The sequence below is a fragment of the Streptomyces sp. NPDC059743 genome (genome assembly GCF_042732975.1).
Taxonomy (GTDB): domain Bacteria; phylum Actinomycetota; class Actinomycetes; order Streptomycetales; family Streptomycetaceae; genus Streptomyces.
This window is the reverse complement of record NZ_JBHWGS010000016.1, coordinates 108568-135040: the sequence shown is the minus strand read 5'-3', so window position 1 is coordinate 135040 and position 26473 is coordinate 108568. Positions and strand designations below refer to the sequence as shown.

General features: G+C 68.4%; 21 protein-coding genes, 1 pseudogene and 1 riboswitch. Of the genes and pseudogenes, 12 read left to right on the top strand and 10 right to left on the bottom strand.

The features are described 5' to 3' along the window. Nucleotides 1–48 precede the first annotated feature (48 nt). The 4 genes from ACFV6H_RS27340 (at nucleotide 49) to ACFV6H_RS27325 (ending at nucleotide 4035) form a co-directional block, all read left to right on the top strand. A complete protein-coding gene (locus ACFV6H_RS27340; RefSeq protein WP_385547019.1) occupies nucleotides 49–654 on the top strand; it encodes a TetR/AcrR family transcriptional regulator in 606 nt (201 codons plus the stop codon). Nucleotides 655–757: 103 nt separating this feature from the next. Continuing rightward, on the top strand, nucleotides 758–1858 hold the full coding sequence (locus ACFV6H_RS27335; RefSeq protein WP_385547016.1) for a hypothetical protein: 1101 nt from the start codon (nucleotides 758–760) through the stop codon (nucleotides 1856–1858). 47 nt (nucleotides 1859–1905) lie between these two features. Beyond that, a complete protein-coding gene (locus tag ACFV6H_RS27330; protein ID WP_385547013.1) occupies nucleotides 1906–3078 on the top strand; it encodes a DUF5624 domain-containing protein in 1173 nt (390 codons plus the stop codon). Nucleotides 3079–3192: 114 nt separating this feature from the next. After that, entirely contained in the window at nucleotides 3193–4035 is an 843-nt protein-coding gene (locus ACFV6H_RS27325) for an alpha/beta fold hydrolase (RefSeq protein WP_384975420.1), read from the top strand. A gap of 58 nt (nucleotides 4036–4093) precedes the next feature. Here the strand turns inward: ACFV6H_RS27325 and ACFV6H_RS27320 are convergent, their stop codons facing one another. After that, the gene (locus ACFV6H_RS27320) at nucleotides 4094–5056 is read right to left on the bottom strand and encodes an aldo/keto reductase (RefSeq protein ID WP_385547009.1); all 963 of its coding nucleotides are present in this window, start codon (nucleotides 5054–5056) and stop codon (nucleotides 4094–4096) included. Nucleotides 5057–5141: 85 nt separating this feature from the next. On the opposite strand from ACFV6H_RS27320, the gene ACFV6H_RS27315 reads away from it, so the two are divergent. From ACFV6H_RS27315 to ACFV6H_RS27285, 7 genes are all read left to right on the top strand, one after another. After that, nucleotides 5142–5828, top strand: coding sequence for a TetR/AcrR family transcriptional regulator (locus tag ACFV6H_RS27315; RefSeq protein WP_385547006.1), 687 nt, complete (start codon nucleotides 5142–5144; stop codon nucleotides 5826–5828). Nucleotides 5829–6100: 272 nt separating this feature from the next. Then, a complete protein-coding gene (locus tag ACFV6H_RS27310) occupies nucleotides 6101–8314 on the top strand; it encodes an MMPL family transporter (protein ID WP_385547004.1) in 2214 nt (737 codons plus the stop codon). Nucleotides 8315–8573: 259 nt separating this feature from the next. Beyond that, nucleotides 8574–9047, top strand: coding sequence for an SRPBCC domain-containing protein (locus ACFV6H_RS27305; RefSeq protein ID WP_385547001.1), 474 nt, complete (start codon nucleotides 8574–8576; stop codon nucleotides 9045–9047). A 128-nt stretch (nucleotides 9048–9175) separates the two neighbouring features. Continuing rightward, on the top strand, nucleotides 9176–12871 hold the full coding sequence (locus ACFV6H_RS27300) for a hypothetical protein (protein WP_385546998.1): 3696 nt from the start codon (nucleotides 9176–9178) through the stop codon (nucleotides 12869–12871). A 522-nt stretch (nucleotides 12872–13393) separates the two neighbouring features. Continuing rightward, entirely contained in the window at nucleotides 13394–13774 is a 381-nt protein-coding gene (locus ACFV6H_RS27295; RefSeq protein WP_384792386.1) for a hypothetical protein, read from the top strand. A gap of 267 nt (nucleotides 13775–14041) precedes the next feature. Further along, nucleotides 14042–14488, top strand: a complete 447-nt coding sequence (locus ACFV6H_RS27290) for a MarR family winged helix-turn-helix transcriptional regulator (RefSeq protein WP_385546995.1) — start codon at nucleotides 14042–14044, stop codon at nucleotides 14486–14488. Further along, nucleotides 14481–15965: an MFS transporter gene (locus tag ACFV6H_RS27285; protein WP_385546992.1), complete on the top strand. Its 1485-nt coding sequence runs from the start codon at nucleotides 14481–14483 to the stop codon at nucleotides 15963–15965. Before ACFV6H_RS27290 ends, ACFV6H_RS27285 begins: the two co-directional genes overlap by 8 nt. A 47-nt stretch (nucleotides 15966–16012) precedes the next feature. On the opposite strand, the gene ACFV6H_RS27280 is transcribed toward ACFV6H_RS27285, so the two are convergent. The 3 genes from ACFV6H_RS27280 to ACFV6H_RS27270 form a co-directional block, all read right to left on the bottom strand. Then, nucleotides 16013–16357, bottom strand: coding sequence for a hypothetical protein (locus tag ACFV6H_RS27280; RefSeq protein WP_385546989.1), 345 nt, complete (start codon nucleotides 16355–16357; stop codon nucleotides 16013–16015). A 53-nt stretch (nucleotides 16358–16410) separates the two neighbouring features. Beyond that, complete coding sequence (locus ACFV6H_RS27275; RefSeq protein ID WP_384975433.1) at nucleotides 16411–16770, bottom strand: ArsR/SmtB family transcription factor; 360 nt, start codon at nucleotides 16768–16770, stop codon at nucleotides 16411–16413. An 83-nt stretch (nucleotides 16771–16853) separates the two neighbouring features. Beyond that, entirely contained in the window at nucleotides 16854–17168 is a 315-nt protein-coding gene (locus tag ACFV6H_RS27270; protein WP_385546985.1) for a DMT family transporter, read from the bottom strand. A gap of 11 nt (nucleotides 17169–17179) precedes the next feature. Continuing rightward, a riboswitch (guanidine-III (ykkC-III) riboswitch) is annotated at nucleotides 17180–17246 on the bottom strand. Between the two features lie 145 nt (nucleotides 17247–17391). On the opposite strand from ACFV6H_RS27270, the gene ACFV6H_RS27265 reads away from it, so the two are divergent. After that, nucleotides 17392–18801 carry an NAD(P)-binding domain-containing protein gene (locus tag ACFV6H_RS27265; protein WP_385546982.1) on the top strand — a complete coding sequence of 470 codons (1410 nt, stop codon included), beginning with the start codon at nucleotides 17392–17394 and terminating at the stop codon, nucleotides 18799–18801. Nucleotides 18802–18875: 74 nt separating this feature from the next. Here the strand turns inward: ACFV6H_RS27265 and gap are convergent, their stop codons facing one another. From gap to ACFV6H_RS27235, 6 genes and pseudogenes are all read right to left on the bottom strand, one after another. Continuing rightward, nucleotides 18876–19874, bottom strand: a complete 999-nt coding sequence (gene gap / locus ACFV6H_RS27260) for a type I glyceraldehyde-3-phosphate dehydrogenase (RefSeq protein ID WP_385546979.1) — start codon at nucleotides 19872–19874, stop codon at nucleotides 18876–18878. Between the two features lie 156 nt (nucleotides 19875–20030). Next, nucleotides 20031–20987: a GlxA family transcriptional regulator gene (locus ACFV6H_RS27255; protein ID WP_385546976.1), complete on the bottom strand. Its 957-nt coding sequence runs from the start codon at nucleotides 20985–20987 to the stop codon at nucleotides 20031–20033. Nucleotides 20988–21121: 134 nt separating this feature from the next. Next, a pseudogene (locus tag ACFV6H_RS27250) lies at nucleotides 21122–21916 on the bottom strand (SDR family NAD(P)-dependent oxidoreductase); the annotation flags it as partial. 185 nt (nucleotides 21917–22101) lie between these two features. Next, nucleotides 22102–22257: a hypothetical protein gene (locus ACFV6H_RS27245; RefSeq protein WP_161230512.1), complete on the bottom strand. Its 156-nt coding sequence runs from the start codon at nucleotides 22255–22257 to the stop codon at nucleotides 22102–22104. A gap of 233 nt (nucleotides 22258–22490) precedes the next feature. After that, nucleotides 22491–24308: an ABC transporter ATP-binding protein gene (locus ACFV6H_RS27240; protein ID WP_385546972.1), complete on the bottom strand. Its 1818-nt coding sequence runs from the start codon at nucleotides 24306–24308 to the stop codon at nucleotides 22491–22493. Nucleotides 24309–24602: 294 nt separating this feature from the next. Beyond that, a complete protein-coding gene (locus ACFV6H_RS27235) occupies nucleotides 24603–26222 on the bottom strand; it encodes a PstS family phosphate ABC transporter substrate-binding protein (protein ID WP_385546969.1) in 1620 nt (539 codons plus the stop codon). Nucleotides 26223–26473: the final 251 nt, after the last annotated feature.

Genomic DNA, 26473 nt, shown 5'->3' with positions numbered 1-26473 from the left:
GAAGTGAAGATGAATTCACATTCACTCATGGAGGTAACAGTGGCAGAGATGACGACGAAGGGAAGACGCTCGGCGGAAGAGCTCAAGGCGGCGGCGCTGCGTGTCATCGCCCGCCAGGGCTACCTGGCAACGAAGATCACCGACATCACGACCGAGGCGGGCAAGTCGGCCGGCGCGTTCTACCGCTACTTCACCGACAAGGACGATCTTCTGCGCGAGGTCGCCGAAGATTTCGCCGCCGCACTGCACGAGCGGGTCAGCCACGAGCTCGGCGAACGGCACGAGATGCGCGACGAGCGGGACGTCGAACGGCACGTACGCGCGTACTGGGACATCTACCGCGCCTTCCAAGGGCAGATGACCGGCCTCTATCAGGCATCGCTGATGAGCGCGGAGTTCTCGGTGCACTGGGAACAGATGCACGAGCGGCATGTCGCCGCCTGGTCCTCCCATCTGTCCGAGGCCCGGCGGCTGGAATCGGCGGACGGCGAGTGCGCGCTCGCGGCGCGCGCTCTGGTCTGCATGTTGGAGCACTACTGCCGCACGACGGTGCCCTCACTGTCGGACGAGGAGGACGGCGAGGTGCATGTGAAGACCCTGACCCGGCTCGCCGCGCACGGAATCCTGCACACCGGGCAGCACCCGGAACGGTGAGTTCGCACCGCTTTGCCCGACACTCCTCTCCCCCACCGCCGCCCACCCCTGCCCCGCCGACGCTCCTCTCCCCGCCCGACACTCTTCTCCCCTGGAGGAATCCATGGAGTCCACGCCACTCACCCACCTGACCGAGACACAGTCGATTCCCACCTCGGGCGCCCGAGCGGTGGAGCCGTTCGAGCTGAACGGCATGCATCTGCTCGCCATCCCGCAGCTGGCCTACGACGTTCCCGGCGGCAAGATCGACATGAACGGTGGTGACAGCGACACCGACCTGCTGCTGCTCCGCCGCGGCGACAAGGGCTATGAGCCTTTCCAGCGCATCGCCGTCCCGGGAGGCGAGGACGCGGAGTTCTTCCGCATCGGCGACCGGGCCTTCCTCGCCGTGGCCAGCATCCGTCGCGGCAAGGGCCCGTACGAGTACGCCACCGACTCCCAGGTGCTGGAGTGGAACGGCGAGTCTTTCGTCCCTTTCCAGTCCTTCAGAGGCTTCGCGGCCAAGCAGTGGAAGCACTTCACCTACGACGGGCGTCACTTCCTGGCCCTGGCCCAGGGCGTCGTCGTACCCGGCCACGAGGCGGAGAACCGGCCCTCGCGGATCTACACCTGGGACGGAGAGCGCTTCGCCCACCTTCAGGACGTCGACTCGCAGTGGGGCTACAACTGGCATGCCTTCGAGCTGGACGGACACCGCTTCCTGGCCTACGCCGATCATGTCCGGCCGTCCGTGCTGTACCGCTGGGACGGCGAGCGGTTCGAGCCGTACCAGAAACTCGCGGACCGTCACGGCCGTGCCTTCGCCCACTTCACCGTCGACGGCGTCACGCACCTACTCGTCGCCCGGCTGCAGAGCCCTTCGCAGGTACTGCGCTGGGACGGTGGGAAGTTCGTCGTCCATCAGACGCTCCCGGGGCCCGGGGCGCGGGAGTTCGCCGTGATCCAGGGCCACGACGGGACGCTCTATGTCGTACGTGTCAACTTCGTCCTGGGCACTCCGGCCGACCCGACGACCGCCCTGAACTCCGAGCTCTACCGCTGGCAGGACGACCGGTTGACTCTCATCGAGACCTTCCCCACCACCGGCGCGACCGACGTGGCGGCCATTCCCGACGAGCACGGTCTGCTGCTCGCCGTCTCCCACAGCCTCACCGCCGACATCCGCTTCGCCGCCCGCACCGTTCTCTACCGCTTCACCGGCTGAGCTGCTCAGCACGCACCCCCCACCTTCGCACGATCGGAAAACGCACCATGCTGTCCTACGAAAGCCCCGAACTCGTCAAGCTGTTCACCACCTACACCGCCGGTCCCACCAGCATCGGCTCCCATCTGACCGCCACAGCCGCCGAACACGACGCCGACGCGCCTCTCGTCGTCGCCACCGGCGCCGACTTCGCCCTCTACCCGGGCAACGGAAAGCCGCCCACGGTCGAAGGGTTCCGCTTCTCCACCCGCGGCTTCAAGGAACTGGCCGGGATCTCCCACCTCGGCCCGGCCGTCGCCACTCTCGTACAACTGCGCGCGAAGTACGCCGACTCCGGATGGCGCGCCGAGACGGAACGCCTGCTGTACGAGGTGGAACGCGGCCGGCAGGCCAACAGCGCCGCCCTGTGGCGCGACACCATCGCCGTGGAGGCCTACCGCGGACGTGAACAGGCCATCGCCGACATGGCCGAGTACACCTTCGCCCGCACCGCCCGCTATCTTCGCGCCGGCTTGGAGGACGAGAACACCTTCAACGCCTCCACATTGCAGAGCGACTATCTGGACCACGGCAAGGAGGAAGGACACGGCACGATCAATCAGATGATGATCGCCACCTTCTTCCTCACCGGCCTGGACATCTCCCACCGCATCCTGCGCTGGTTCCATGAGCAGGAGATCGACTGGGAGCGGGCCATGGTGGTCATCGCCGGCAAGCAAGGACGGCCCACCGCGGGCGTCACCTGGAACACCTCCAGCGTCGCCACCATGATCCTGGGCGCCTCGGGCTACCGGCTTCCTCCGGAACGCCTCTACATGGCCCCGCACGCCCCGACCTTCGCCACACCTCAGCACGGTGACCTGTCCGAAGTCATCGCCCTGGAAGAGCCCTTGCGCCGCATCTGGTCCAACACCCGCGCCACCGTCGAACTCGGTGGCCTGATGTTTCCCGGACTGCCCCGCTATGCTCCCGGCCGACTGGCCGTTCCCGATGTCGGCGATCCCTCGGTCACCGAGATCAGCGAGATGCCCGTCATCCACGGCCACGACGACTGGCGTTCCATGACCACGCGCCTGCGCATGGTGCTCGAAGACCCGCGCCAGCTCCTGTCCGGCTGCGTCACCGACTACGCCGTCAGCCAGCTCGTCGCCGCCGGCAACGATCCGGCCGAGGTCACCGTGCCCGGCCTGGACGGCGTGGTCTACCCCACCGTCCAGTGATCTTCACGGCGTGGCCGGCCCATGCCCGCCGCGCCCGGCGCCCGCCGCGTCGCCGTCCCTGCCCACCAGCACCAGCACCAGCACCAGCACCAGCACCAGGAGCACACAACAGCCATGTCCTCGCTCACCTTCGACCAGGCCCGCCACCTCGATGTGGACGGCGGCCGGATCGCCTACTACGAAACCGGCGGCGGCGACCACACCGTCGTCTGGGTCCACGGCCTGCCCCTGGACTCCAGGTCCTGGGAAGCACAGCGCGCGTACTTCGATCCCCGCGTCCGGAACATCTTCCTGGATCTGCGCGGCTATGGCGCCTCCGACAAACTGCCGCCACAGCTGACCGGCGTCACCGCCCTCTACACCGCCGACCTGGCCGCGCTGATCACCCATCTGCGCCTCGACAGGCCGACCGTGGTGGGCTTCGCTTCCGCCGGCCATGTCGCCCTGCGCTTCGCCGCCAAGTACCCCGATCTGCTGGGGAAACTCGCCGTCATCAACGGCTCCCCGAAGTTCCGCCGCGGCGAGGACTGGCCGTACGGTTTCGACGACGCCGGTATCGCCCACTTCACCGACGCCGCACGTGACGGCGGTATCAAGGGCATTACCGACGCCGTGCTGCGGCCCGATGTCGTCTTCGCCGATGTCGACGCCACTCGCGCCGCTGAACTGGACGTCCGGTTCCGCGAGATGAGCTACAACGCCGGCGTCGAGACACTCCTCGGGTTCTTCAACGACATCTCCCTGGACGACGACCGGGCGCTCATGGCCGACATCACCGTACCCACGCTCCTGATGACCAGCACCATCGGCCAGGAGGTGCCTTCGGGAGTGTCCCTGTATCTGCGCACCACCATCGCGAAGGCCCGCCTGGCAGAGCTTCCGGGCACCGACCATTTCGCCTTCGCCACCCGTCCCGAACTGGTCAATGCCCTGCTCGACACCTTCTTGACGGCCTGACGGCCCACGGGCCCAGCGGCTCGCCCGAACCGAGCCTGGGGAGCGCTCCTGGTGTGGATCAGCCGAGCGGTACGACTGCCGAGCGCGTCGGGACGGCGTCGAGCGCGGCAAGCGTCGCGCCGTCGAGGGTGATCGCGCCCGCGGCGATGTTCGCCTCAAGGTGGTCGGCGTCAGCGGTACCGGGGATGAGGAGCACATTCGGGGCGTGCCGAAGCAGCCAGGCGAGGCCGATCTGCTGCGCGGTGCTGCCGAGGGACTGTGCCGCGGCGCGGACCGCCGGCTCGTCGGTCACCTTCGGCATGCCGGGGAACGCGCTGCCGAGCGGGAAGTACGGTACCCAGGCGATCTTCTCGGCGACGCAGAGCGAAAGCATGTCCTCGTCGTCGCGCGCCACGAGGCTGTAGGCGTTCTGCACGCAGGCAATGCCCGCCGGGATCGCGCGGCGCAGAACATCGAGGCTCACGCTGCTGAGCCCGATCGCGCCGATCTTGCCCTCGTCACGCATCGCGACCATCACCGCGAGCTGATCATCGATGTCGACCAGCTGGTCGCCCTCGGCCCGAAGACCGGGCCCGGTGTCGGTGCGGCGCAGGTTCACAAGCGCGAGCTGGTCGACACCGAGGCTTGTGAGGTTGTCCTCGACGCTCGCCCGGAGCTCCTGGGGCCGCTGGGCGAGACGAAGCCGGACAGGGCCGCCGGGGTTGGAGGCGGCGCCGACCTTACTGACGACGAGGACGCCGTCCTCGGGACGGATCGCCTCACGGATGAGCCCGTTGGCGAGACCGTCGCCGTAGAACTGGGCGGTGTCGATGTGGTCGACGCCGAGCTCGACCGCGCGGCGCAGGAGCGCGATGGCCGCAGGGCGGTCGCCGTGCAAGCGCTCAAGCTGCATCGCCCCGTACCCGATACGCGAAACGGAGCGGCCGGCGAGCAGGCCGGAGCCTCCGGGGCGTGGAGCGCCGGTGGCCGTGGCCTCGGGAGAAGCCATGGCCTCGGGGGAAGGAGCGCCGTTGGATGTCATGGAAATCCCGTCCTCGTGCGATGATGAGGGAAGCGGAGGATCCTCCGCTTCATCCGACTGTAGCACTACCGGAGGTGCCTCCGTTTTGGGTCCGTCCGAATCGACGCCCCCTGGCGTTCAAGCCGCCCTGCCCGCCGGCACCGGCACTGAGCTGCCCGTCGGCGCCGACGCCGAGCTGCCCGCCGGCGCCGACGTCCCGCTCCGCGCCGACGCACGGCGCAACCGCGAGAAGCTCGTCGCTGTCGCCCGCGCCGCCTTCGCAGCCGCCGCCGACACCGTCCCGCTCGAAGCCATCGCCCGCGAGGCCGGTGTCGGAATCGGCACGCTCTACCGCCACTTCCCCACCCGCGAAGCACTTGTCGAGGCCGTCTACGCCGCTGAACTGGACGATGTCGCCGCGAGCGCCCCCGCCCTCCTCGCCGAGTTCCCGCCCGAGGCCGCACTCCGTGCGTGGATGGACCGCTACGCGGCGTTCGTCGCGACGAAGCGCGGGATGATCGACACACTCCGCACCGGCTGGGCCACGGGACGCATCGCGACACCGACCACCCGGGAGCGCATCACCGCCGCCATCGGAACGATCCTCACGGCCGGAGCGCGAGCGGGCTCACTCCGCGCGGATGTCACACCCGAGGACGTCACCACCATGCTCCTCGGCGTTTTCCTCTCCACGGCGGCCAGCAACACTCCGGAGCAGACCGGACGGCAGCTCGACCTCGTTGTCGACGCACTGCACCCAAGAGAGGGCCGCCACCGTACGACGCGGGAGTGACGGCGAAGGCCTGGCCGTTCAGCGCGACGTCGCGACGTGAAGTGCGCCGGAGTCGGGTGCGGTGGCCTTGGCCGAGCCGGTGTTCTGCGCGGTGCCGAGGTGTAGCCCGCTACACCTCGGGTTCGGGAGAGTGCTCCCTCGTGGCGGGACCCGCCGGACGGGATCGTGGAGATCACTGAGGCACGCCGTCCCGGTCTCCGACCGGACGCAAACGGCGAGAGCCTCCTCTGCCCCTTGTCCTGCACCGCCGATGTGGAGGCTTCCTCACCGCCATGGCAACTTTCCTGTACCACGTGGGCCGCATCGCCTTCAGATGGCGATGGTTCGTCACCTTCCTGTGGATAGCCGTCCTGGCCGCTGTCGGCTTCGCCGCCGCGAAGGCGCCCGCCGCTCCCGACGACGGGTTCGCCATGCCGGGCATCGAGTCCCAGAAGGCGTTCGATCTCCTGGACGAGCGCTTCCCCGGCTCGGCGGCCGATGGAGCGAACGCCCGCATCGTGTTCATCGCGCCGAGCGGAGAGAAGGTCACCGCCGCCGCGCACAAGGCCGTGATCGAGGATCTGGTCGACAAGGCCGCCGACGGCCCGCAGGTGGCCGACGCGGTGGACCCCTTCCAGGCGAAGGCGGTCAGCGAGGACGGCTCCACGGCCTACGCCACCGTTTCCTTCAAGACCGCAGCCGCCGACCTGACCGATGACGGCAAGAAACACCTTGAGCGCGCCGTCGACCAGGCACGGGATACGGGCCTGACCGTCGAGATCGGCGGAGACGCCCTGGCGACGCAGCCGGCCGCGGGCGGGTCCGCCGAGGCGATCGGCATCGCGGTCGCGGCGGTGGTCCTGCTGATCACCTTCGGGGCCATGGCCGCGGCCGGGCTGCCGCTGCTGACCGCCGTCATCGGCGTCGGTGTCAGCATGACCGCGATCATCGCCCTGGGCAGTACGTTCGGCCTGTCCCTGACCAGCGGGACTCTCGCCTCCATGCTGGGCCTGGCCTGCGGCATCGACTACGCCCTGTTCGTCGTCTCCCGCTACCGCGAGGAGCGCGGAAAGGGCCGTGCGCCGAGGGAGGCCGCGGGAATGGCCGTCGGCACGGCCGGGTCCGCGGTGGTCTTCGCCGGCCTGACCGTGGTCATCGCGCTGGCCGGACTGTCGGTGGTGGGCATTCCGATGCTCACCAAGATGGGCCTCACCGCGGCCGGTGCCGTGCTCGTCGCCGTCCTCATCTGTCTGACCCTGGTCCCGGCCCTCCTCGGCTTCTGGCCCGACGCCGTGCTCGCACGCCGCGTCCGCAAGGGCAAGCAGCCCCGCCGCGCCAAGGCGGAGAACGCCGGCAGCCGCTGGGCACGCCTGGTGGTGCGTCATCCCTTGCCCGTGCTGCTGCTCGGCGTCGTGGGCCTGGGCGCGCTCGCGCTGCCGGCCGCGGACCTCCAGCTGGGCATGCCCGGCGATGAGGCAAAGCCCACCTCCACCACCGAGCGACGGGCCTACGACGCTCTCGCCGAAGGCTTCGGCCCCGGCTTCAACGGTCCCCTGACCATCGCCGTCGACACCAAGGGCGTCGACGACCCCAAGGCGGCCGTCTCCGTGATCAGCCGACGGATCGCGGACACCGGCGGAGTTGTCTCCGTCTCCCCGGCGCGGTTCAACGAGGCCGGCGACGCCGCCGTGCTCTCCGCCACCCCGTCCACCAGCCCTACGGACGCCAGGACGATCGACCTGGTGAAGACCATCCGCGCCGAGCGCCCCGGCATCGAGCGGCAGACCGGGGCCGGCTACGAAGTCACCGGCAGCACCGCGATGAACATCGACGTCGCGCAGAGGTTCCAGGACGCGCTGGTGCCCTATCTCGTGGTCGTGGTCGGCCTGGCGATCGTGCTGCTGCTCCTGGTCTTCCGTTCCCTCCTGGTGCCGCTGAAGGCTGCCCTGGGCTACCTGCTCTCCGTGCTGGCCTCGCTCGGCGTGGTCGTCACGGTGTTCCAGCACGGCCGTGGCGCCGAGCTGCTCGGCGTCGGGACGACCGGCCCGATCATGAGCATGATGCCGATCTTCCTGGTCGGCATCGTGTTCGGCCTCGCCATGGACTACGAGGTCTTCCTCGTCTCCCGCATCCGGGAGGCGTACGTACACGGTGACCGGCCCGGGCAGGCGATCGTCTCCGGGTTCCGCACCAGCGCCCGCGTGGTCGCCGCCGCCGCGCTGATCATGATGGCGGTCTTCGCCGGATTCGTCGGCGCCGACGAGTCCATGATCAAGATGATCGGGTTCGGTCTGGCCGCCGCCGTCCTCTTCGACGCCTTCGTCGTCCGGATGGCCATCGCGCCCGCCGTCCTCGCCCTCCTCGGCGACCGTGCCTGGCGTCTGCCGCGGTGGCTCGACCGGCTGCTGCCCAGCATCGACGTCGAAGGAGAGGCGATCGCCCGCAAGCATCCCGTCCCTTCGGCACCGGTCGACCAGCACGACCACGAACTCGTACACAGCCGGTAGATCCCCCCCCACGCCCTCGTGGCCGTCTCCCGCAGGCAGCCATCCCCAAGACCAGGGCCGCCATGGCGGTATCGGCCCCGCACTCGCCGAACCCGTGGGGACGGGGAACGGCGAGAACCCCAGCCCGGTGGCGAGCACCCCCTGCTCGCCACCGGGCCCAAGGGCATTCACCGCGCGCCCGATTGCCACCACCTGCCTGCTCCGGGACGGGACCTACCGGACCTCCCGGGCAGGAGTACCCGAGCGCTATGTTGGCTCCATGTACTCGACGCAGGTCTCCCGGCATGTGAATGCCTCGCGTCCGGCCGTCTACCGGGCGCTGCTGGACGCGGACGCGATCGCGGCATGGCGGGTGCCGGCCAGCATGAGCAGCCACGTGCACGAATTCGATGCCCGCGAAGGTGGACGGTTCCGTGTCTCGCTCACCTACGACGCGCCGGATGCCACCGGCAAGTCGGCCTCACATACCGACACGTACCACGGCCACTTCGTGAAGCTCGTGCCGAACGAGCAGGTGGTCGAAGTGTCCGAATTCGAGACCGCGGATCCCGCACTTCACGGCACGATGACGATGACGACCACGCTCACCGATGCGGACGGCGGCACTGAAGTCCTCGTCGTGCACGAAGGGATCCCCGACGCCGTGCCCGCCGCCGACAACGAGACGGGCACACGCATGGCACTGGCAAACCTCGCCCGGCTCGTTGAGACGAACGAGCGTTACACGAACTGAAGAAGGCAAGAACGCCTACGGCGACTCCAGTGAACCCGGCCGCTCCAGAGGGGGCGTGACCAGGATACGTGGCATAGGGGCAGTGCCGCCCTATCCTGGTGCCCGTATGCGCTGGAGGTGGAACCTGTATGGGCCGTCAGGAGCGCCCGCTCGATCCGAGTGCCGGTCCGGTGCAGCGTTTCGCGTTCGAGTTGCGGAAGCTTCGGCAGGAGGCGGGTGGTGTCACCTATCGGGTGATGTCGCGGCGTACGCCTTACACGGTCCCTACGCTGTCGCGGGCCGCATCGGGCGAGCAACTGCCGACCCTGCAAGTCGCCTTGGCGTACGTCGAGGCCTGCGGCGGGGACCGCGAGGAGTGGGAGCGGCGCTGGCACCTGGCGGCTGAGGACGCGGCTCTGGGGGCGGCCGATGACGACGCCGCGCCGCCGTATCAGGGGTTGGCCCGGTTCGAGTCGGGCGACCGGGAACGTTTCTTCGGCCGGGACCAGCTTCTCGGCGACTTGGCGGAGCTGGTGCGCGAGCGGCGGTTCATCGCCGTGGCCGGCCCCTCGGGCAGCGGTAAGTCCTCTCTGCTGCGCGCCGGGTTGATCCCGCTGCTTCAGCACACCGAAGAACCACGTGAGCGCCCCGCGGCCGTCGTGATCTTCACGCCCGGCGAGCACCCGGTGCGCACTCACGCGGACCTGCTCGTGCCGAAGGACACGGCCGGCGACACGGTCATCGTCGTCGACCAGTTCGAAGAGGTGTTCACTCTCTGCCATGACGCCACTGAGCGTGGAGAGTTCATCGACCTGCTGCTCACCGCCCGTCGGCCGGACAGCCGATTACGCGTCATCATCGCCGTACGCGGAGACTTCTACGGGCGTTGCGCCGAGTACGGGGAACTCGCCTTGGCCTTACGCGACGCGAGTCTGCTGGTCGGTCCTATGAGTCCGGCCGAGCTGCGCGAGGCGATCGTAAAACCGGCGGCGGCCTCGGGCCTGATTGTCGAGCGCACCCTGACCGCGAGGATCATCGACGAGGTCGAGGCCGAGCCGGGTGGGCTGCCGCTCATGTCGCACGTACTCCTGGAGACCTGGCGCCGCCGCCGCGGCCGTGCGTTGACCGAGGCCGGCTATGAAGCCGCAGGTGGCCTACGTGGCGCCATCGCGAAGACCGCTGAAGACCTCTACACACGCCTGACGCCTCATCAGGCCAACGTCGCCCGGCGCATTCTGCTGCGGCTGATCATCCCGGGTGAGAGGGCGCAGGACACCCGCCGTCCCGCTGCCCGCAGCGAACTCGACACCGGCCGGCCCGATGACACCGCTCTGGTCCTGGAGCGCCTCGCCCGTTCCCGGCTCATCATCCTCGACAACGACACCGTGGACCTCGCCCACGAGGCCCTGATCACCGCTTGGCCCCGACTGGTCGCGTGGATCGAGGAGGATCGCGAAGGTCTGCGTCTGCAACGGCGGCTCACCGAAGCCGCCGGTGCGTGGGAGGAGCTCGACCGGGATGCGGGTGCGCTGTACCGAGGCGTACGGCTGGCTGTCGCCTGCGACTGGGCCGCCCGGGAGGGGAACCGGGACAGCCTCAATGCGCCGGAGCGTGCCTTTCTCGACGCCAGCGTCGGCCTGCGTGAGCAGGAGCGCGCCGTGACCGCACGGCGCAACCGCCAACTGCGCTACCTTGCCGCCGGCCTCGCGATGATGCTGCTGGTGGTCACGGGTATCAGCGTGATCGCCGTTCAGCAGCGTCAGGACGCCGTGCAGGCCCACCGGGTCGCGGTCTCCCGCCAATTGGCGGCGCAGGCGCTGGGACTGGCCGAGTCGCGACCGGGCACAGCGATGTTGCTCAGTGTGGAGGCATACCGCGTCGCGCCGACACCCGAGGCACGCGGCGCGCTGCTGACGATGTCCGCCCACGAGTACTACCGAGCCGAACTCGTCGGCCACACCGACGCCGTCTCCGAGGTCGCCTTCAGCCCTGATGGTGTTCTTGCCACCGTCAGCCGGGACCAGACCTTGAGGCTCTGGGACGCACAACGCCGTCGTCAACTGGCCACACTCAGCGGCCATGCCACCTGGCTCCGAGCGGTGAAGTTCAGTCCCGACGGCCGCCTGCTGGCCACCGGAGGAGACGACAAGAACGTGGTGCTCTGGGACGTCCCGGCACGCAGGAAAGTGGCGACCCTGACCGGGCACACCCAACAGGTCGAGGACATCGCGTTCTCACCCGACGGCCGCACTCTGGCGAGCGCCAGCAGCGACGGCACTGTGATGCTGTGGGACACCGAACGCCGATCCATGCGGTTGACCCTCTCCGGCCATACCGGCTTTGTGAACGCGGTGGCGTTCAGCCCGGACGGCCGCACACTGGCCAGCGCCGGCAGCGACGGGACCATCGGGCTGTGGGATGCGACGACCGGTGCTCGGCTGGCCACGCTCACCGGCCACGCCCAATCCGTCGACGCCATCGCCTTCAGTCCCGACGGCCGTACGCTGGCCAGCGCCAGCCAGGACCAGACGGCGATACTCTGGGATGTCAGGCGCCACACCCGCAAGGCCACCCTCACCGGGCACAGCGGACAAGTGCGGGCCATCGCCTACAGCCCCGACGGGCGGACCGTGGCAACCACTGGGCACGACAACACCGTCATGCTGTGGGACGCCGACCGCCATATCCGCAGAGCAACCCTCACCGGACACACCAGCAACCTCTATACGCTCGCGTTCGATCCGCGCAGCCACCTTCTCGCCTCGGCCGGGGAGGACGGAACGGTCGTCCTGTGGGATCCCACACGAATCCCGCTCGCCGGACACGCCGACCGTGTGAACAAGGTCGCGTTCAGCCCGGACGGGCGGACCCTGGCCACCGCCGGCGACGACGGAACCGCCGTACTCTGGGACGTCGAAGGCCGCACTCGTAAGACCACGCTCGACGGCGGCACCGGGCCCGTCAATGCCGTCGCGTTCAGTCCCGACGGTCATACCCTGGCCGCCGCGACCGGCACCGCCCAGCACCCTCCGCGTGCCCACGACTACACGCTCACACTCTGGAATCCGGCGACCGGCTCCTCTCCCGTCAAACTCACCGGGCACACCGACCGTGTGATGGCCGTCGCCTTCAGCCCCGACGGGCGGACCCTGGCCACCGCCGGCTCGGACAGAACGATCAAGCTGTGGAATGCCGTCAAGCACACCCAACAGGCCACCATCGACACCCAAGCGGCATCCAACGCCGTCGCGTTCAGTCCCGACGGCCAAACCCTGGCCACCGCCCGCCGCGACGGGAGCGCCATCCTGTGGGATGTGTCCAAGCGCAGCCGCCGAGCCACCCTCACCGGCCACACCAGAGCCGTCAGAGCAGTCGCGTTCAGCCCCGACGGCCGCACCCTGGCCACCGCCAGCATCGACCAGACGGTCACACTGTGGGACGTCGCCCACGGCACGCGCCTGGCGACCCTTGGAGGCCACACCGGGCCCGCGCTCGCCGTGGCGTTCAGCCCTGACGGCCGCACCCTGGCGACCGCCAGCGCAGATACAACGGTAGTGCTCTGGGATCTCGCCCGACGCAGCCAACTGGCAACACTCGCCGGCCACACCCGGCAAGTCCGTTCCGTGGAGTTCAGCCCCGACGGCCGCACCCTGGCCACCGGCAGCGACGACCACACCGCCATGCTGTGGAACACCGAACCGCGGCACACCGAAGCGCAACTCTGCGCTTCCGTCGCCCGCGACCTCACACCCAGGGAATGGCGGGAGTTTCTCCCGGGAATTCCCTACCGCAAGACCTGCACCGGAAGCCGAGCTCGATCAGTGCCGCCCTCGGCGACAGGATGAGTTCCGCCGAGGGAATTCCGTCGGCCCCGTCATGAGCGGAGCCGACGGACGAGCGGCAGGTGCGGCTGCCGTAGCCGGTACGGACACGGCGACCGCGGCCCCCGCCGCAAGCACGGCAACGAGTGAGCGCCTCATTCGCATAGATCGTTCCTTACCTTCTTGAGCCGGTGAGGCCCATCCTTGTTCTCCGGTTGAGCAGAGCCCTGCCGAAGCGCGATCCAAATACCGTCCACGTAACGACGGCAGGCAGGCCGGCAGGCCCTGCACCGTTGAGTCTCAGGGGTGCCGCGTTGTTGCGCAGCCCGGATTCGCGGTACGCAACAAAGACCCGTCGCCAGGGAACGAGACCGGATTTCAGCCGATCGCCTCGATAGCGGCGCAAGGAATTGTTTTGCTGCGCAAACGGGGGCTGCGCAACAACTCACCGCAGCCAAGACTCAATTCTCGAAGGTGCTCCTTGCCACAAGCAGGCGGGCTCATCGGGAAGCCGCATACGGCTTCCACAACGACGAAGGACCAAACATGTACATGAACAATCTGCGCCGCGCGGCCATGACGGCCTGCGCGGCGGGCGCCATATCGCTGATCGCGATATCACCGGCGTCCGCGACGGGGAAGGCCCAGGTGTTCACCAACCAGTCCGAAGCGGGCCGGGTGACCTACTGGACCAGTACGGACGACTTCCGCGTCTCGGACACCAAGTGCGACGGCCGTTCCATATACGCGCAGTACCAGAGGGCCGGGGCAAAGACGCAAACCCTGCGTCACAGCGGCGGCTGCCGTACCTACAAGGACTTCAACCGCAACTTCACCAAGGGCCAGACCATCAAGTACCGGGCCTGCGTCAATATTCCCTCCCGACCTGACATCTGCGGCAAGTGGAAGTGGGACACCACCGGGTGACGCGCTTATGCCCGCGCACCACTCGGCCGGTGATCGGTACGTGAACATCGGTACGTGAGCCGACGACATTTCCCCTCAGCGGACGGGCTGCCCCCAAGAGAAGCAGCCCGTCCGCTGAGACGGCTCCCCGATGTCCCAGCAGTCCTTGACTTGCTGGGCCTCGGCCTCCGGCACCTGGAACGGCACCGCAGCGTGGGGCTCGTCAAGCAGCCTAAGCTGTGCAGATAAAACTGTACAACTTAAGCTGCGGGTTCTAGCGTGGAACGCATGAATGAGAGCCCGCGTCTGTCGCCCTCAGCGGTTCAGGCTTCGCGAGAGGTCCGTACGGTCATCAGCCGCCTGCGGCGCCGTATCCTGAATGCCGCCGAAGCCGAGGACATCACTCTTGGGCAGGCGTCCGTCCTGACTCGCCTGTCCGACAAGCAAGGCGTCACGGCCAGTGAGCTCGCCTCGGCCGAGGGAGTGCGCCACCAGTCGATGACGGCGACGGTCACGTCGCTGACCGCCTTGGGGCTGGTGGAACGGCGGCCCGACCCCTATGACGGACGCCGTCTGCTGATCGCGCTGACCGCGGAGGGGCACCGGCGGGTGGCGGAGGGGCGGCAGGCCCGGCAGGAATGGCTTGCCGGTGAGTTGCAGGAGAAGTGCACGGAAGAGGAACGGCGGGCCGTGATCGCCGCCATGGCAGTACTGGAACGCCTCACCCATGACTGATCAGAGAACAGAGGGGCGAGGCGGGACGGCGACAGCGGGCTTCGACCGGCGGCTGCTGCCGCCGATGATGCTGGGCTCGGTCCTGAACCCGATCAATTCAACGATCATCGCCGTCACGCTCGTACCCATCGGCGACGCGTTGGGCGTGCCGCCCTCGCAGACCGCGTGGCTGGTCTCGGCCCTCTACCTGGCCACTGCTCTCGGGCAGCCTGTCGTGGGTCGGCTCATCGACATCTTCGGGCCGCGCAGGCTCTTCCTCGTCAGCACGAGCCTTGTCGAGGTCGCCGGTGTCGTCGGCACGCTGGCGCCGAACGTGGGGGTGCTGATCGCCTCGCGGGTCCTGCTCGGGTTCGGCACCTGCGCCGGGTATCCCGCCGCCATGGCGCTGCTGCGCAGCGAGGCCAGGCGCACCGGGCAGGACAGTCCCGGTGGGGTGCTGACTGCCCTGGCCGTTGCCAACCAGACCATCGCCGTGATCGGCCCTCTGCTGGGCGGCCTGCTGATCGGGCTGGGCGGCTGGCGCGCCACTTTCGCGCTGAATGTGCCGCTGGCCGTCGCGGCCGTGCTGCTGGGGTTGCTCCGACTGCCCAAGGAGGCTGGTACGGGGGCCAAGAAGGACGGTACGGGAGCCAAGGAGGGCGACACAGGGACCAAGGAGGCCCGTACAGGGGAGTCTCCGCAGCATGGGCGCCGCGCCGCCCAGCTCGACCTGCCCGGCATGGCGCTGTTCGCCGTAATGCTCGTCTCACTGCTGCTGTTCCTGATGAACCTGCACCTGCGCGACTGGTATCTGCTGGTGATCGCCGCCGCCGCGAGCGCCGCGTTCGCGGCGCGGGAGCTATGGGCTCCCACCCCGTTCATCGACCTGCGGGTGCTGGGCGGCAACACGCCACTGCTGGTCACCTACGGGCGCGCGCTGGTCGCCTACGTCGTCGCCTACTCCTTCCTCTACGGGTTCACCCAGTGGACGGAGGAGGGCTTCGGACTCGCGCCCTTCCACGCCGGGCTGGTGCAGATCCCCATGTTCCTGGTGGCCATCGGTGTCTCGATCGTCTCCGGGCGGCGCAAGGGCGTGCGCGGCAAGCTGCTCGTCGGCGCGCTCGGACAGGTGGTCGCCTGTGTGGTGATGCTGACGCTCACCGGGGACAGCCCCGTGTGGATGCTGATTCTCGTCGCCCTGATCTTCGGCGTCCCGCAGGGACTGAACAGCCTGGCCCTGCAGAACTCCGTCTACTTCCAGGCCGATCCCGAGCGCACCGCCTCCTCGGCCGGGCTGCTGCGCACCTTCGCCTACATCGGCTCGATGGTCGCCTCCTCCACAACAGCCGCCTCCTTCGGGCAGCGCGCGGACACCGGCGGTATGCACCACCTCGCCTGGATCATGCTCGGCGCAGGCGTGCTCTACCTCCTCCTGACCGTCCTCGACCGCACTCTCGGCCACGCGACGGACGAGAACGCCTTGGCCGATACGCCGTAAGCGCCGTAGACCCCGTCCCTTCTACCCGACTTGAAGGTCAAGGCGGTTCAGAGTGCGGGAGGAGCGGGCCTCTCCGCGGCGGTGGTGAGGGCCTCGCGGAGCTGGTCGAGCCCTGGGACACCGACGGGTCCGTCCGGGATCAGGGCCAGGGCCGGATATATTCGGCAGCTCAGTCCGGCGGTACGTTCTGGCTCGGCGAAGGGGTCACGGCCGTCGATCAGGATGGTCGGCGAGCCGGTGAAGCCGATTCGCTCGGCCTCCTCGGGGTCGCTGATGGTGCGGATCGTGAACGTCGTGTCGTGCATGCCGACAGCGTCGAGAGCGCTCCTCAACCGTTCCGCAGCGGGCTTCTCATTCGGACAGTCCGGCACGACCAGAATCTCGATCTCCATACGTCCAGCATCGCGCGGCACCGGACGAACAGACACCGGCCCGTTCGGCGAAGTCAGGCCGCGGGCTGTTTCAGCAACTGGCCCATGGCGGCCAGGACGGACGGAGCGACGCGGTAGTACACCCAGGTCCCGCGCCGTTCCGAGGTGAGCAGACCGGCCTCGCGGAGCTTCTTCAGATGGTGGGAGACGGTGGGCTGGGAGACACCGACGTCCGAGATGTCACAGACACAGGCCTCGCCGCCCTCGTGCGAGGCGACCAGCGAGAACAGCCTCAGCCGTACGGGATCGCCGAGGGCCTTGAACATCGCGGCCGTACGGACCGCTTCCTCGGCCGTCAACGCCCGCTCGGACAGCGGCGGGCAGCACGGCACCACCTCCGGCTCCAGCAGCGGCAGCACCTTCGTATTCGACATATGTCTATGTTGACATACGTCGAACCAACCTCACAGAGGCCGCCTCCCACCACTACCGCCAGACGAGAACTTGACCGGGGGCCTCAGTGGGCGAGCTTGAGCCCGATCACGCTTGCGACGATCAGCGTCAGGAACAAGACCTTGAGTGCGGTCACCGATTCCTGTCCGGTGAACATCGCGTACAGGATGGTGAGCACCGCGCCGATGCCTACCCATACCGCGTACGCGGTACCGACCGGCAGTTCACGCATCGCGTAAGCCAGTCCGGCCATACTCGCAGCCAGGGCGATGACAAAGAGCAGCGACGGGACAAGGCGACTGAAGCCTTCGGATTTACTCAGGGCGGCAGCCCACACAGCTTCCAGAACACCCGAAATGGCAAGAATCCACCACGACATGACAGCCCTCTCACGGGCCGTCTTGTCGTACTCCGGGTACGGCACCCCTCGTCCGGGAGCCACTCGATCGGGCTCCACCTCAACATTTCACACCCGACCCAGGGGCGGCAACGGAGCCACTGTTTCGATGAATGCCTATGTTGACAGTTATCGAATCAGGTGGAACCCTGACGGTGCAAGCCATCGACAAACGTCGAAACAAGAAGATCGAGAGGGAGTCGCCGTGACTGTGCCGACGACCCAGGCGCCCACCAGCGACCTGCCCACCGTGGTGATCGGAGCAGGCCCGATCGGCCTGGCCGCTGCCGCCCACTTGGTCGAGCGCGGGATCGAGCCCCTGGTCCTGGAGGCTGGAGGCGGCGCGGGCAGCGCCGTACGGGAGTGGAGTCATGTACGGCTCTTCTCCACCTGGGCCGAGCTGGTCGACCCCGCCGCCGAGAAGCTCCTCACGCCCACCGGCTGGACCGCACCCGACGGGGCCACCTACCCCACCGGCGGCGACTGGGCGACGCTCTACCTCCAGCCGCTGGCCGACGTCCTCGGTGACAGGGTCCGATACGGCGTCCGCGTCACCGGTGTCTCCCGCCTCGGACGCGACCGGATCGTGGACGCCGACCGGGACAGACAGCCCTTCACCGTCCACATCATGAACACGGACGGAGCCGAGGAGCGGATCACGGCCCGTACGGTCATCGACGCCTCCGGCACCTGGGCCATTCCCAGCCCGATCGGCGCGGACGGGCTCTTCGCGCTGGGCGAGCGTACGGCCGCGGAGCGGATCTCGTACCGTATCCCCGACCTCAACGACCAAGCCGTACGGGCCCGTTACACGGGCAAGCGTACGGCCGTCATCGGCTCCGGAGCGTCGGCCTTCACAGCGCTTGCCTCCCTGGCCGACCTTGCCGAAAACGTTCCCGGTACGCATGCCGTGTGGATCCTGCGGCGCGGCATCAGCGGTTCCACCTTCGGCGGCGGCGCGGCCGACCAGTTGCCCGCCCGAGGAGCCCTCGGCCTCGCGGCCAAGGCGGCGGTGGACAACGGACACGCCGACGCCGTCACCGGCTTCCGTACCGAGGCGGTGGAACGGGACAGCGACGGTCGCCTGGTGCTGGTGGCTGAAGACGGCCGCCGTCTCGACCCGGTCGACGAAATCATCGTCCTGACCGGCTTCCGTCCGGACCTGTCTTTCCTTTCCGAACTACGCCTCGGCCTGGACGAGCGCCTCCAGGCACCCGTGGAACTCGCGCCGCTGATCGACCCCAACGTCCACTCCTGCGGCACGGTCTACCCCCACGGCCACCGTGAACTGTCCCATCCCGAACAGGGCGTCTACCTCGTCGGGATGAAGTCCTACGGCCGCGCCCCCACCTTCCTCGCCATGACCGGCTACGAACAGGTCCGCTCCATTGCCGCGGCGATCGCCGGCGATGTCGAGTCCGCCGACCGCGTCGAACTCACCCTCCCCGAGAGCGGGGTGTGCGGCGGCGCCGGCCTGTTCAACGAACCGGCCGCCGAGCAGCAGTCCGACGGCGGAGGCTGCTGCGCCATGTCGGCGCCGGAGCTCGTACAGATCGGTGCACCGGCCCCGGCCGCGACGAAGGAAGCTCCCGCAGGCGGCTGCTGCGGCTCGTGATCGACCAGTGCTTTCGAATGATGGCGGGATGGCCGTCGTGCAGCTGCTGTTGAGTGCGCGCCAAGTCGAGGTTCTCAGCTGGTGGCGAGGAGTTCGAGCGTATCGATCACGCGGTTCGAGAAGCCCCACTCGTTGTCGTACCAGGCGACCACCTTGATGTGGCGGCCGTCGACGCGGGTGAGGGCCGAGTCGAAGATTGACGAGGCCGGGTTGCCCGTGATGTCGGACGATACGAGCGGGTCGTCCGAGTACTCGAGTACGCCCGCGAGCGGCCCCTGTGCCGCAGTGCGGTATGCCGCCAGTACGTCCTCGCGTGTCACGTCACGGGCGACGGTCGTGTTGAGTTCGACAATCGATCCCACCGGGACCGGCACGCGGATCGAGTCGCCGGACAGCTTGCCGTCGAGGTTCGGCAGTACGAGGCCGATCGCTTTGGCGGCGCCTGTTGTGGTCGGCACGATGTTGACGGCGGCGGCGCGGGCGCGGCGGGCGTCGCGGTGCGGGCCGTCCTGGAGGTTCTGTTCCTGCGTGTAGGCGTGCACCGTTGTCATGAAGCCGTGCTCGATGCCGGCGAGACCGTCGAGCACGGCGGCCAGCGGCGCGAGCGCGTTGGTCGTGCACGAGGCGTTCGAGACGATCGTGTGTGCGGCCGGGTCGTACGCGTCGGTGTTGACCCCGAACGCGAGTGTGACATCGGCGCCGTCCGCCGGCGCGCTGATGAGTACCCTTGTCGCGCCCGCGTCGATGTGGGCGCGGGCGGCCGTGGCCGATGTGAAGCGGCCGGTCGCCTCAAGCGTGATGTCGACGCCGAGCTCGGCCCACGGCAGCCGGGCCGGTTCGCGTTCGGCGAGCACGGTGATGCGGCGGCCGTCGACGACGAGGGCGTCCCCGTCGGCAGTCACCGGGCGGCCGAGCCGGCCCGCCGTCGTGTCATAGGCGAGCAGCCGCGCGAGGGTGTCGGGCTCCGTGAGGTCGTTGACGGCGACGACCTTCAGGTCGCTGTCGCGTTCGAGCAGCGCGCGCAGCACATTGCGTCCGATGCGGCCGAATCCGTTGATGGCGATGCGAGTCATGAGCGGTGTCCCTTCGGGTTCGCCATCAGGTTCTCGCGCGGCATTCGCCCGTGACAGCGGCGTGATTGCCACGGTCCAAAAGGATCGCGCCACGTGGTGGTGACGGGGATTACGCCACGTGGTGGTGACGGGATCGCGCCACGTGGTGGTGACGAGCTACTGCCCCTGGGCGAAGGTGCGCCGGTATTCGCTCGGCGTGGTGTCGAGGATGCGCTGGAAGTGCAGCCGCAGATTCGCACCGGTGCCGAGACCGACGTCGGCGGCGATCTGCTCGATACTCTGCTGCGAACGCTCAAGCAGCTCACGGGCCACGTCGATACGGGCTCGCATGACCCACTGCATCGGCGTGTACCCCGTGTCCTCGACAAAGCGCCGCGAGAACGTGCGCGGCGACACCGCCGCATGCCTGGCGAGCACTTCAAGAGTGAGGGGCTCGCCGAGCCGGTGCAGCGCCCACTCCCGGGTGGCGGCGAACCGCTCGCCCAGCGACTCCGGCACACTGCGCGGCACGTACTGCGCCTGACCGCCGCTGCGGTAAGGCGCCGCCACCAGACGCCGCGCCGCATGGTTCGACGCGGACACCCCCAGATCGCCGCGCAGAATATGCAGGCACAGGTCGATACCCGAAGCGGCACCGGCCGACGTCAGCACACTGCCCTCGTCGACGAACAGAACATTCGCGTCGACCTGAACGAGCGGACGCTTCGCCGCGAGCGCCCGTGTGTAATGCCAGTGCGTCGTCGCACGCTTGCCGTCGAGCAGGCCCGTGGCAGCGAGCGCGAACGCACCCGTCGAGATCGCAGCGAGCCGCGCTCCCCGATCGTGGGCAGCGATCAGCGCATCAACGACAACCTGCGGCGGGTCATCACGGTCCGGATACCGATAGCCGGGAACGAAGACAATGTCCGCCCACGCGAGTGTGTCGATGCCATGGGCGACGCAGTACGACAGGCCGTCGCCACCGGCCACAAGACCCGGCGCCGCGCCACACACCCGCACCTCGTACGGCATGCTCGCCCGGGTCGTGAACACCTGCGCGGGAATACCCACATCAAGAGGCTTCGCGCCTTCAAGCACGAGGACAGCGACGCGACGCAGGCGTGAGACTGACACGGGGACGAGGGTACGTGGGAGGGACGGCCGGGTACATCCGCACGCGGTTGGTCCTGGCCGACGGCTGTCCGGTGAGGTCCGGTCGTTCGGATGCCGCGATGTTGGTACCGGCGCGAGGTGAAGGTGGCGGTGGGTCAGGCCGCGGCTTCCTTCGGGTAGTGGCGGCGCAGGTTGGCGGCGAGGACGCGGTCGAGCGTGCGGTCGGACAGCATCCGCACCAGGCGGGTGACCAGGGCGGCATCCCTGCCGATGGTGTAGCGGGTACGCGGCCTGCGGGTCGTTACGGTCTTCGCGATGACCCGGGCGGCGGCGTCGGCGATCAGGCCCGACGCGGTGCCGGAGGCCATGAACGTGTTGTTCGCCTGGACCAGGCGGCCGTAGCGTTCGTCGTGCTCCGGCGTCATCCGGGCGGCCAGGTCATTCGCCGTCGCGATCCCGCGGGTGGCCATCTCCGTGCGGACGCCGCCAGGCTCGACCACGACCACCTGTACGCCCAACGGCGCGACCTCCCGGCGAAGTGAGTCGCTGACCGCCTCCAGGGCGAACTTCGCGCCGGCGTACGCGCCGTATGTGGCCATGGCGACCTTGCCGCCGACCGAGCTGATGTTGATCACACGGCCCTTGCTGCGCAGCAGCGCGGGCAGGAGCGCCTGAGTGACGGCGATATGGCCGAACAGGTTGACCTCGAACACCCGCCGCCACTGATCCATCGGCAGGGCTTCGACCGGGGCGTTCACCTGGACGCCGGCGTTGTTGACGAGCGCGTGCAGCGCGCGCGGGTCTTCGGCGACCCGCGCGGCGAGAGCCTCCACCTGCTCGGACTTGGTGATGTCGAGGATGACCGGCTCGATGCCGGTCGATCGGATGGCGTCGGCGTCATGGTCGCGTCGCACGCCGGCCAGGACGTGGAATCCCTGGCGAGCCAGTTCGCGGGCGCACCACCGCCGAAGAGCTCATCGACACCCTCGTCCGTATGGTCGCCGACGCCGGCGAAACGACATAGCAGTACCCACGACCCGCCGACAGCAGACTCCCCGCCCCCTCACAACTGGGCCCCCAGGCCCGGTACGTGGGCAAGGACGTCCTCGGTCTGTGCCGGTAGGCCGATGGGCCGTCACCTTCGCCGGGCTTTCCAGCTTCCCCAGGCCAGGCAGGCGAGGATCGCGGCGATCGCGAGGTCGTCGATGCCACCGCGCCGGTTCGCCGTTGCGAGGGCGCCGACGGTGAGAGCGGCGAAGAGTACGGCGAGGATGGTCCAGAACCTGATCACTTCGCCTCCCGACCAAGGATGATTAGGAGTCACCGTAGTGGGCCGCCCGCCACGATGGAGGCAGCTCTGCCGACCACCCGCCTCCGGGACGTGAAGACGGGACATGGTGACGGGCGGGCACCATGCTCCTCGTCCTCCTCACCTCCCCCGCGTTCCTCACCTCCCCCGCGATCCCCGCACTCCCCGGCAATGCCGCCTCGCGAGGCACAGGGCCGCACCCACCGGACCCGGGTTCAGCGCAGGTCGGCCTGCGGCGCGGGGGTGTCGTCGAGAAAGCCGCCCGACTGGCGCTGCCACAGCTTCGCGTAGGCGCCGTCCGACGCGAGCAACTCGTGGTGCGTGCCCTGCTCGATGATCCGGCCGCGGTCCAGGACCACGAGCCGGTCCATGGTGGCGACCGTGCTCAGCCTGTGCGCCACCACGAGCGCCGTCCGCCCGTCCATGAGCCGCCACAGCGCCTCCTGGACGAGGGTCTCGCTCTCGGAATCCAGGGCGCTGGTCGCCTCGTCGAGCAGCAGGATCGGCGCGTCGCGCAGGATCGCCCTGGCGAGAGCGACCCGCTGGCGCTGTCCGCCGGACAGCTTGACACCGCGCTCGCCCACCATGGTGTCGAAGCCGTCCGGCAGCGCGTCGGCGAACTCCGTGACATGCGCCGCCTCGGCCGCGCGGCGGATCTCGGCGTCCGTGGCGTCCGGCCGGGCGAACGCGATGTTGTCCCGTAGCGTGCGGTGGAACATCGCCGGGTCCTGGGGTACGTAGGCGATCAGGCTGCGCACATCGGCCTGGCGCAGCCTGCTGATGTCCTGCCCACCGATCAGAATCCGGCCGCCGTCGATGTCCGTCATCCGCAGCAGCAGTCGGCTGAGCGTGGTCTTGCCGCCGCCGGACCGGCCGACGAGGCCGATCTTCGCCCCGCTGTGCACGGTCAGATCGAGACCCTCGAAGAGAGGCTCCGCACCCGCGTGGGCGAAGGTCACCCGCTCGAAGCGGACATCGGCGCCCCGGGACAGCAGCTGCTCCGGCGACTCCGGATCGAGCACGGTCGCCGGCGTCAGCAGCAGTTCGGTGAACTGCGCGGCCTCCGTCATCGAGCTCTCCAGACGGCGGTAGATCTGGTTGAACTCGAACATGATCCGCGTCGCGTTGCTGTAGTACGTGAAGGCGAGAACGACCGCCTCCACGTCGTGGCCCCCCGCGCCGAGAGCGACCGCGAGCAGCAGGCCCATCGCGTTGGTCAGCACGGACATCGGCGCGACCAGCGTGTCGATGCGCAGATTGCCGTAGTCCCATGAGCGCAGGGTGAGCCGCCGCGACTCCGCGACGCGGGACTGGTGCTCGGCCGCCTCGCGTTTCTCGGCGGCGAACGCCCGGACCGTGTCCATGTTCATCAGACTGTCGGCGACGTGGCCCGACACCCGGGCGATCGCCTCCTCACGCTGGTCAACAAGCGCCTGACGGCGCCGGATGAGCGGCGCCACACACAGCCCCGTCAGCGCGATCATCGCCAAGAGCCCGACTACGAGCAGCGGTTCGTAGCGCCACAGCACCACCGACCCGAACACCAGTGGCACGAAACTGCCCACGACCGAGAACGTCAGGGTGTCGACAAATTCCTCGAAGCGGGAGGCGAAGCTCAGGACCCGCTTGGTCAGCGACCCGGCGAAGTTGTCGTGGAAGAACGCGGCGTCCTTGGCGAACAGCTCGTCCATTCCGATCACATACAGGTGCTCGATACCGAGGGCGTCGAGGCGGTTCAGGAAGTGCAGACCGATACGCCACAGCGTCTCCGCGAGGAGCAGCGCGCCGGCGAAGGCAAGGACATAGGGCAGGGTCGAGCCGATGGTGGTGCCGGCGTCGTCGTCGGCTATGCGGCCGACAAGCTTGGCGACCACCAACGGCGCGACGTAGTTGATGCCGATGTTGCCCAGCGCCGGCAGCAGCATCGCGGGCACCGTCACCCACCGGAGCCGGGCCAGCTCCCGTCCGTAGTAACGAAGTGCGAGGAGCACCGCGCCTTTGCCCGGCGCCTCGTGCGATTCAGGCGATCCCATACCATCCCTGTGTGGTCGTGCGGCAGCCGCCGAATGCTTCTACGGGGAGAAGCCGTTGGTCTCACCGGCCGCGCGGAGATTCAGTTCGAGTGAGTGCCCTCGTTCGGGTTGTCCTGGGACAGGCGGAGCACGACGGCAGAGCCACCCGCGCAGCTCGCGGCGACGCATAGGTGCGAGTACGGGGAGGCCAGGCCGGGATCCTCAGTGTCGCGCGGCGGCGCCCGCGCAGTCCAAGCGTTTTTCTCAGCCAGCGTTTTTCTCAGCCGGCGGCAACTCCGCGTACAGGGACGCGATTCACTCGTGTCGTTCCGTCAGCTGATCGTCCATCTTCTTCCGGCAGCTCTCGTACATCGTGATGCGCTCGCACGGGGCGTGCCCCGCGTGCTCGACTATGGATTGGCCGCCTTCTCTGGTCATAAAGGTCAGGAAGCTGTCGGTCAGTGACCCGGGGAGCGGAGACCGGTATGTGTACGCGTACTCGACCTCGGTGAACGGGTACACGCTCGCGCCGATGTCCGCTGTTGACGGCGGAGCCACGTCGTCCAGGCGCAAAACGGTCATGGCGCTCTTGTCCTGGAACTTCTTGAAGGACTGGAGTTCGCTGTAGCCGAGTGCGCCGGGGATTCTCGCGACGGCGTCGAGTACCTCGTTCGTACTGTCGCGTTCGCAATGGACGATCGGGGCGTCCTCGTACCCCGACCTCAGTGTCTCGCAGTCCCGCGACGTGTCGTCCACGGCCTTTGTCCCCCTGAGGACCTTCCGTTCGAAGATGTCACGGGTGCCGGAGTCACCTTCCCTGCTGATCAGCTTGATGTCGTCGGTACCACCGTCGAGTTCTGACCAGTTCGCGTGCTCGCCCGCGAAGATCTGCTGCACCCGCCGGCGCGAGAGGCCTTGTTCCGGAAGTTTCACGGAGGAGTTCACCACAAGGGTGTACGCCGAGAGCGCGACAAAGCTCTCCTTGAGGTCCACGTAGTTCTCGGCCCTGGTCTTGAGCCCGTCGGAGAAGGCGATCATGGCCGGGGAACTGTCCGGCTCTTTCCTGCCGGCCGCGGCCAGGGCGTCCAGCCCGCCCTGGGTGCCCGTCATCCGTATCTCGATCTCCGAGCCGGGGCAGTCCTTCTCGTAGGCCAGTTCGAGGGCTGTCGCCGCCTGGCTGAAGGCTGTGGAGCCGACCAGGGTGAGCTTGCCCTTCTCGCAGCCTCTCGGCGGGACCGTGTCCCGTGGCCAGACCAGGACCGACGTCAGCACCATCACGTAGGCCGCGAGGATTCCTGTGATCCATTTGGCGTGTCTGCTGAAGAGGGGCGGCTTCTCATCGACGGACACACCTTTGTTGGGGACGACATCCCCGCCCTGAAGGCCGCCTGTCACGCGTACACCGGAGTTGACCGGACCGCCGGTGAGCAGTATCAGAAGCTTGAAGTGCTGATCCCGGTTGAGCGGGATACGGGGAAGCCGGATCTCTCGGTCCGAGTACTGGATACCGGCCGGTCCTGAGGGCACGAAGTGCTCCATCAGATACTCGGCGTTGTCTTCCGGCTGGGTGACGGCCACACCTCGCACCGTGCGGTCGGCGAAGACGACGGTGAGGCCGTGCAGAGCGTCCCGGCTGGTGTAGTCGGAGTCGACGATGGATTCCGCGCCGTCGTTCTCGATACGGAGGAGGACGACGGTGGCGTCGGCCATGCCCTCCAGGAAGTTGCTGAAGGCGCCGACGCGGACGGTGGTCAGGCCCTGGCCCTCGCCGGCGTCGTTGCCGCGGCCGAAAGGGGTGTCCATCTGGACGCGATAGCCGATGCGTTTGCGGTGTGGGGCCCGGGGCCGGTACCAGACCGTGACGGCTGTGGCGGCCAGACCGAGCAGAGCAGAGAGCGTGGCCAGGATGTTTTCGGCAGTAAGCCACTCATTCACGTGTTCATCCCCCCGTACGCGTACGCGTGTTCGTATGCGTGATAAGGCGGTCACGTTAGAGAGCCGGAGAACGGACCGTGCGGCGTTTCCGTGTCCCGCCGGTGGCCGTTTGCCTGTCATTCGCTTTACGGCGTCGCAGATTTCGTCTCCCCGCTGCTCAGCGAGCGGCCGATTCGCCGCGCACGAGTCGCGCACGAGTCGCGTCCGTCCGTCTCGCCGAGCCGCGAGGAGGCATCGGCGTTTGAGTCCCG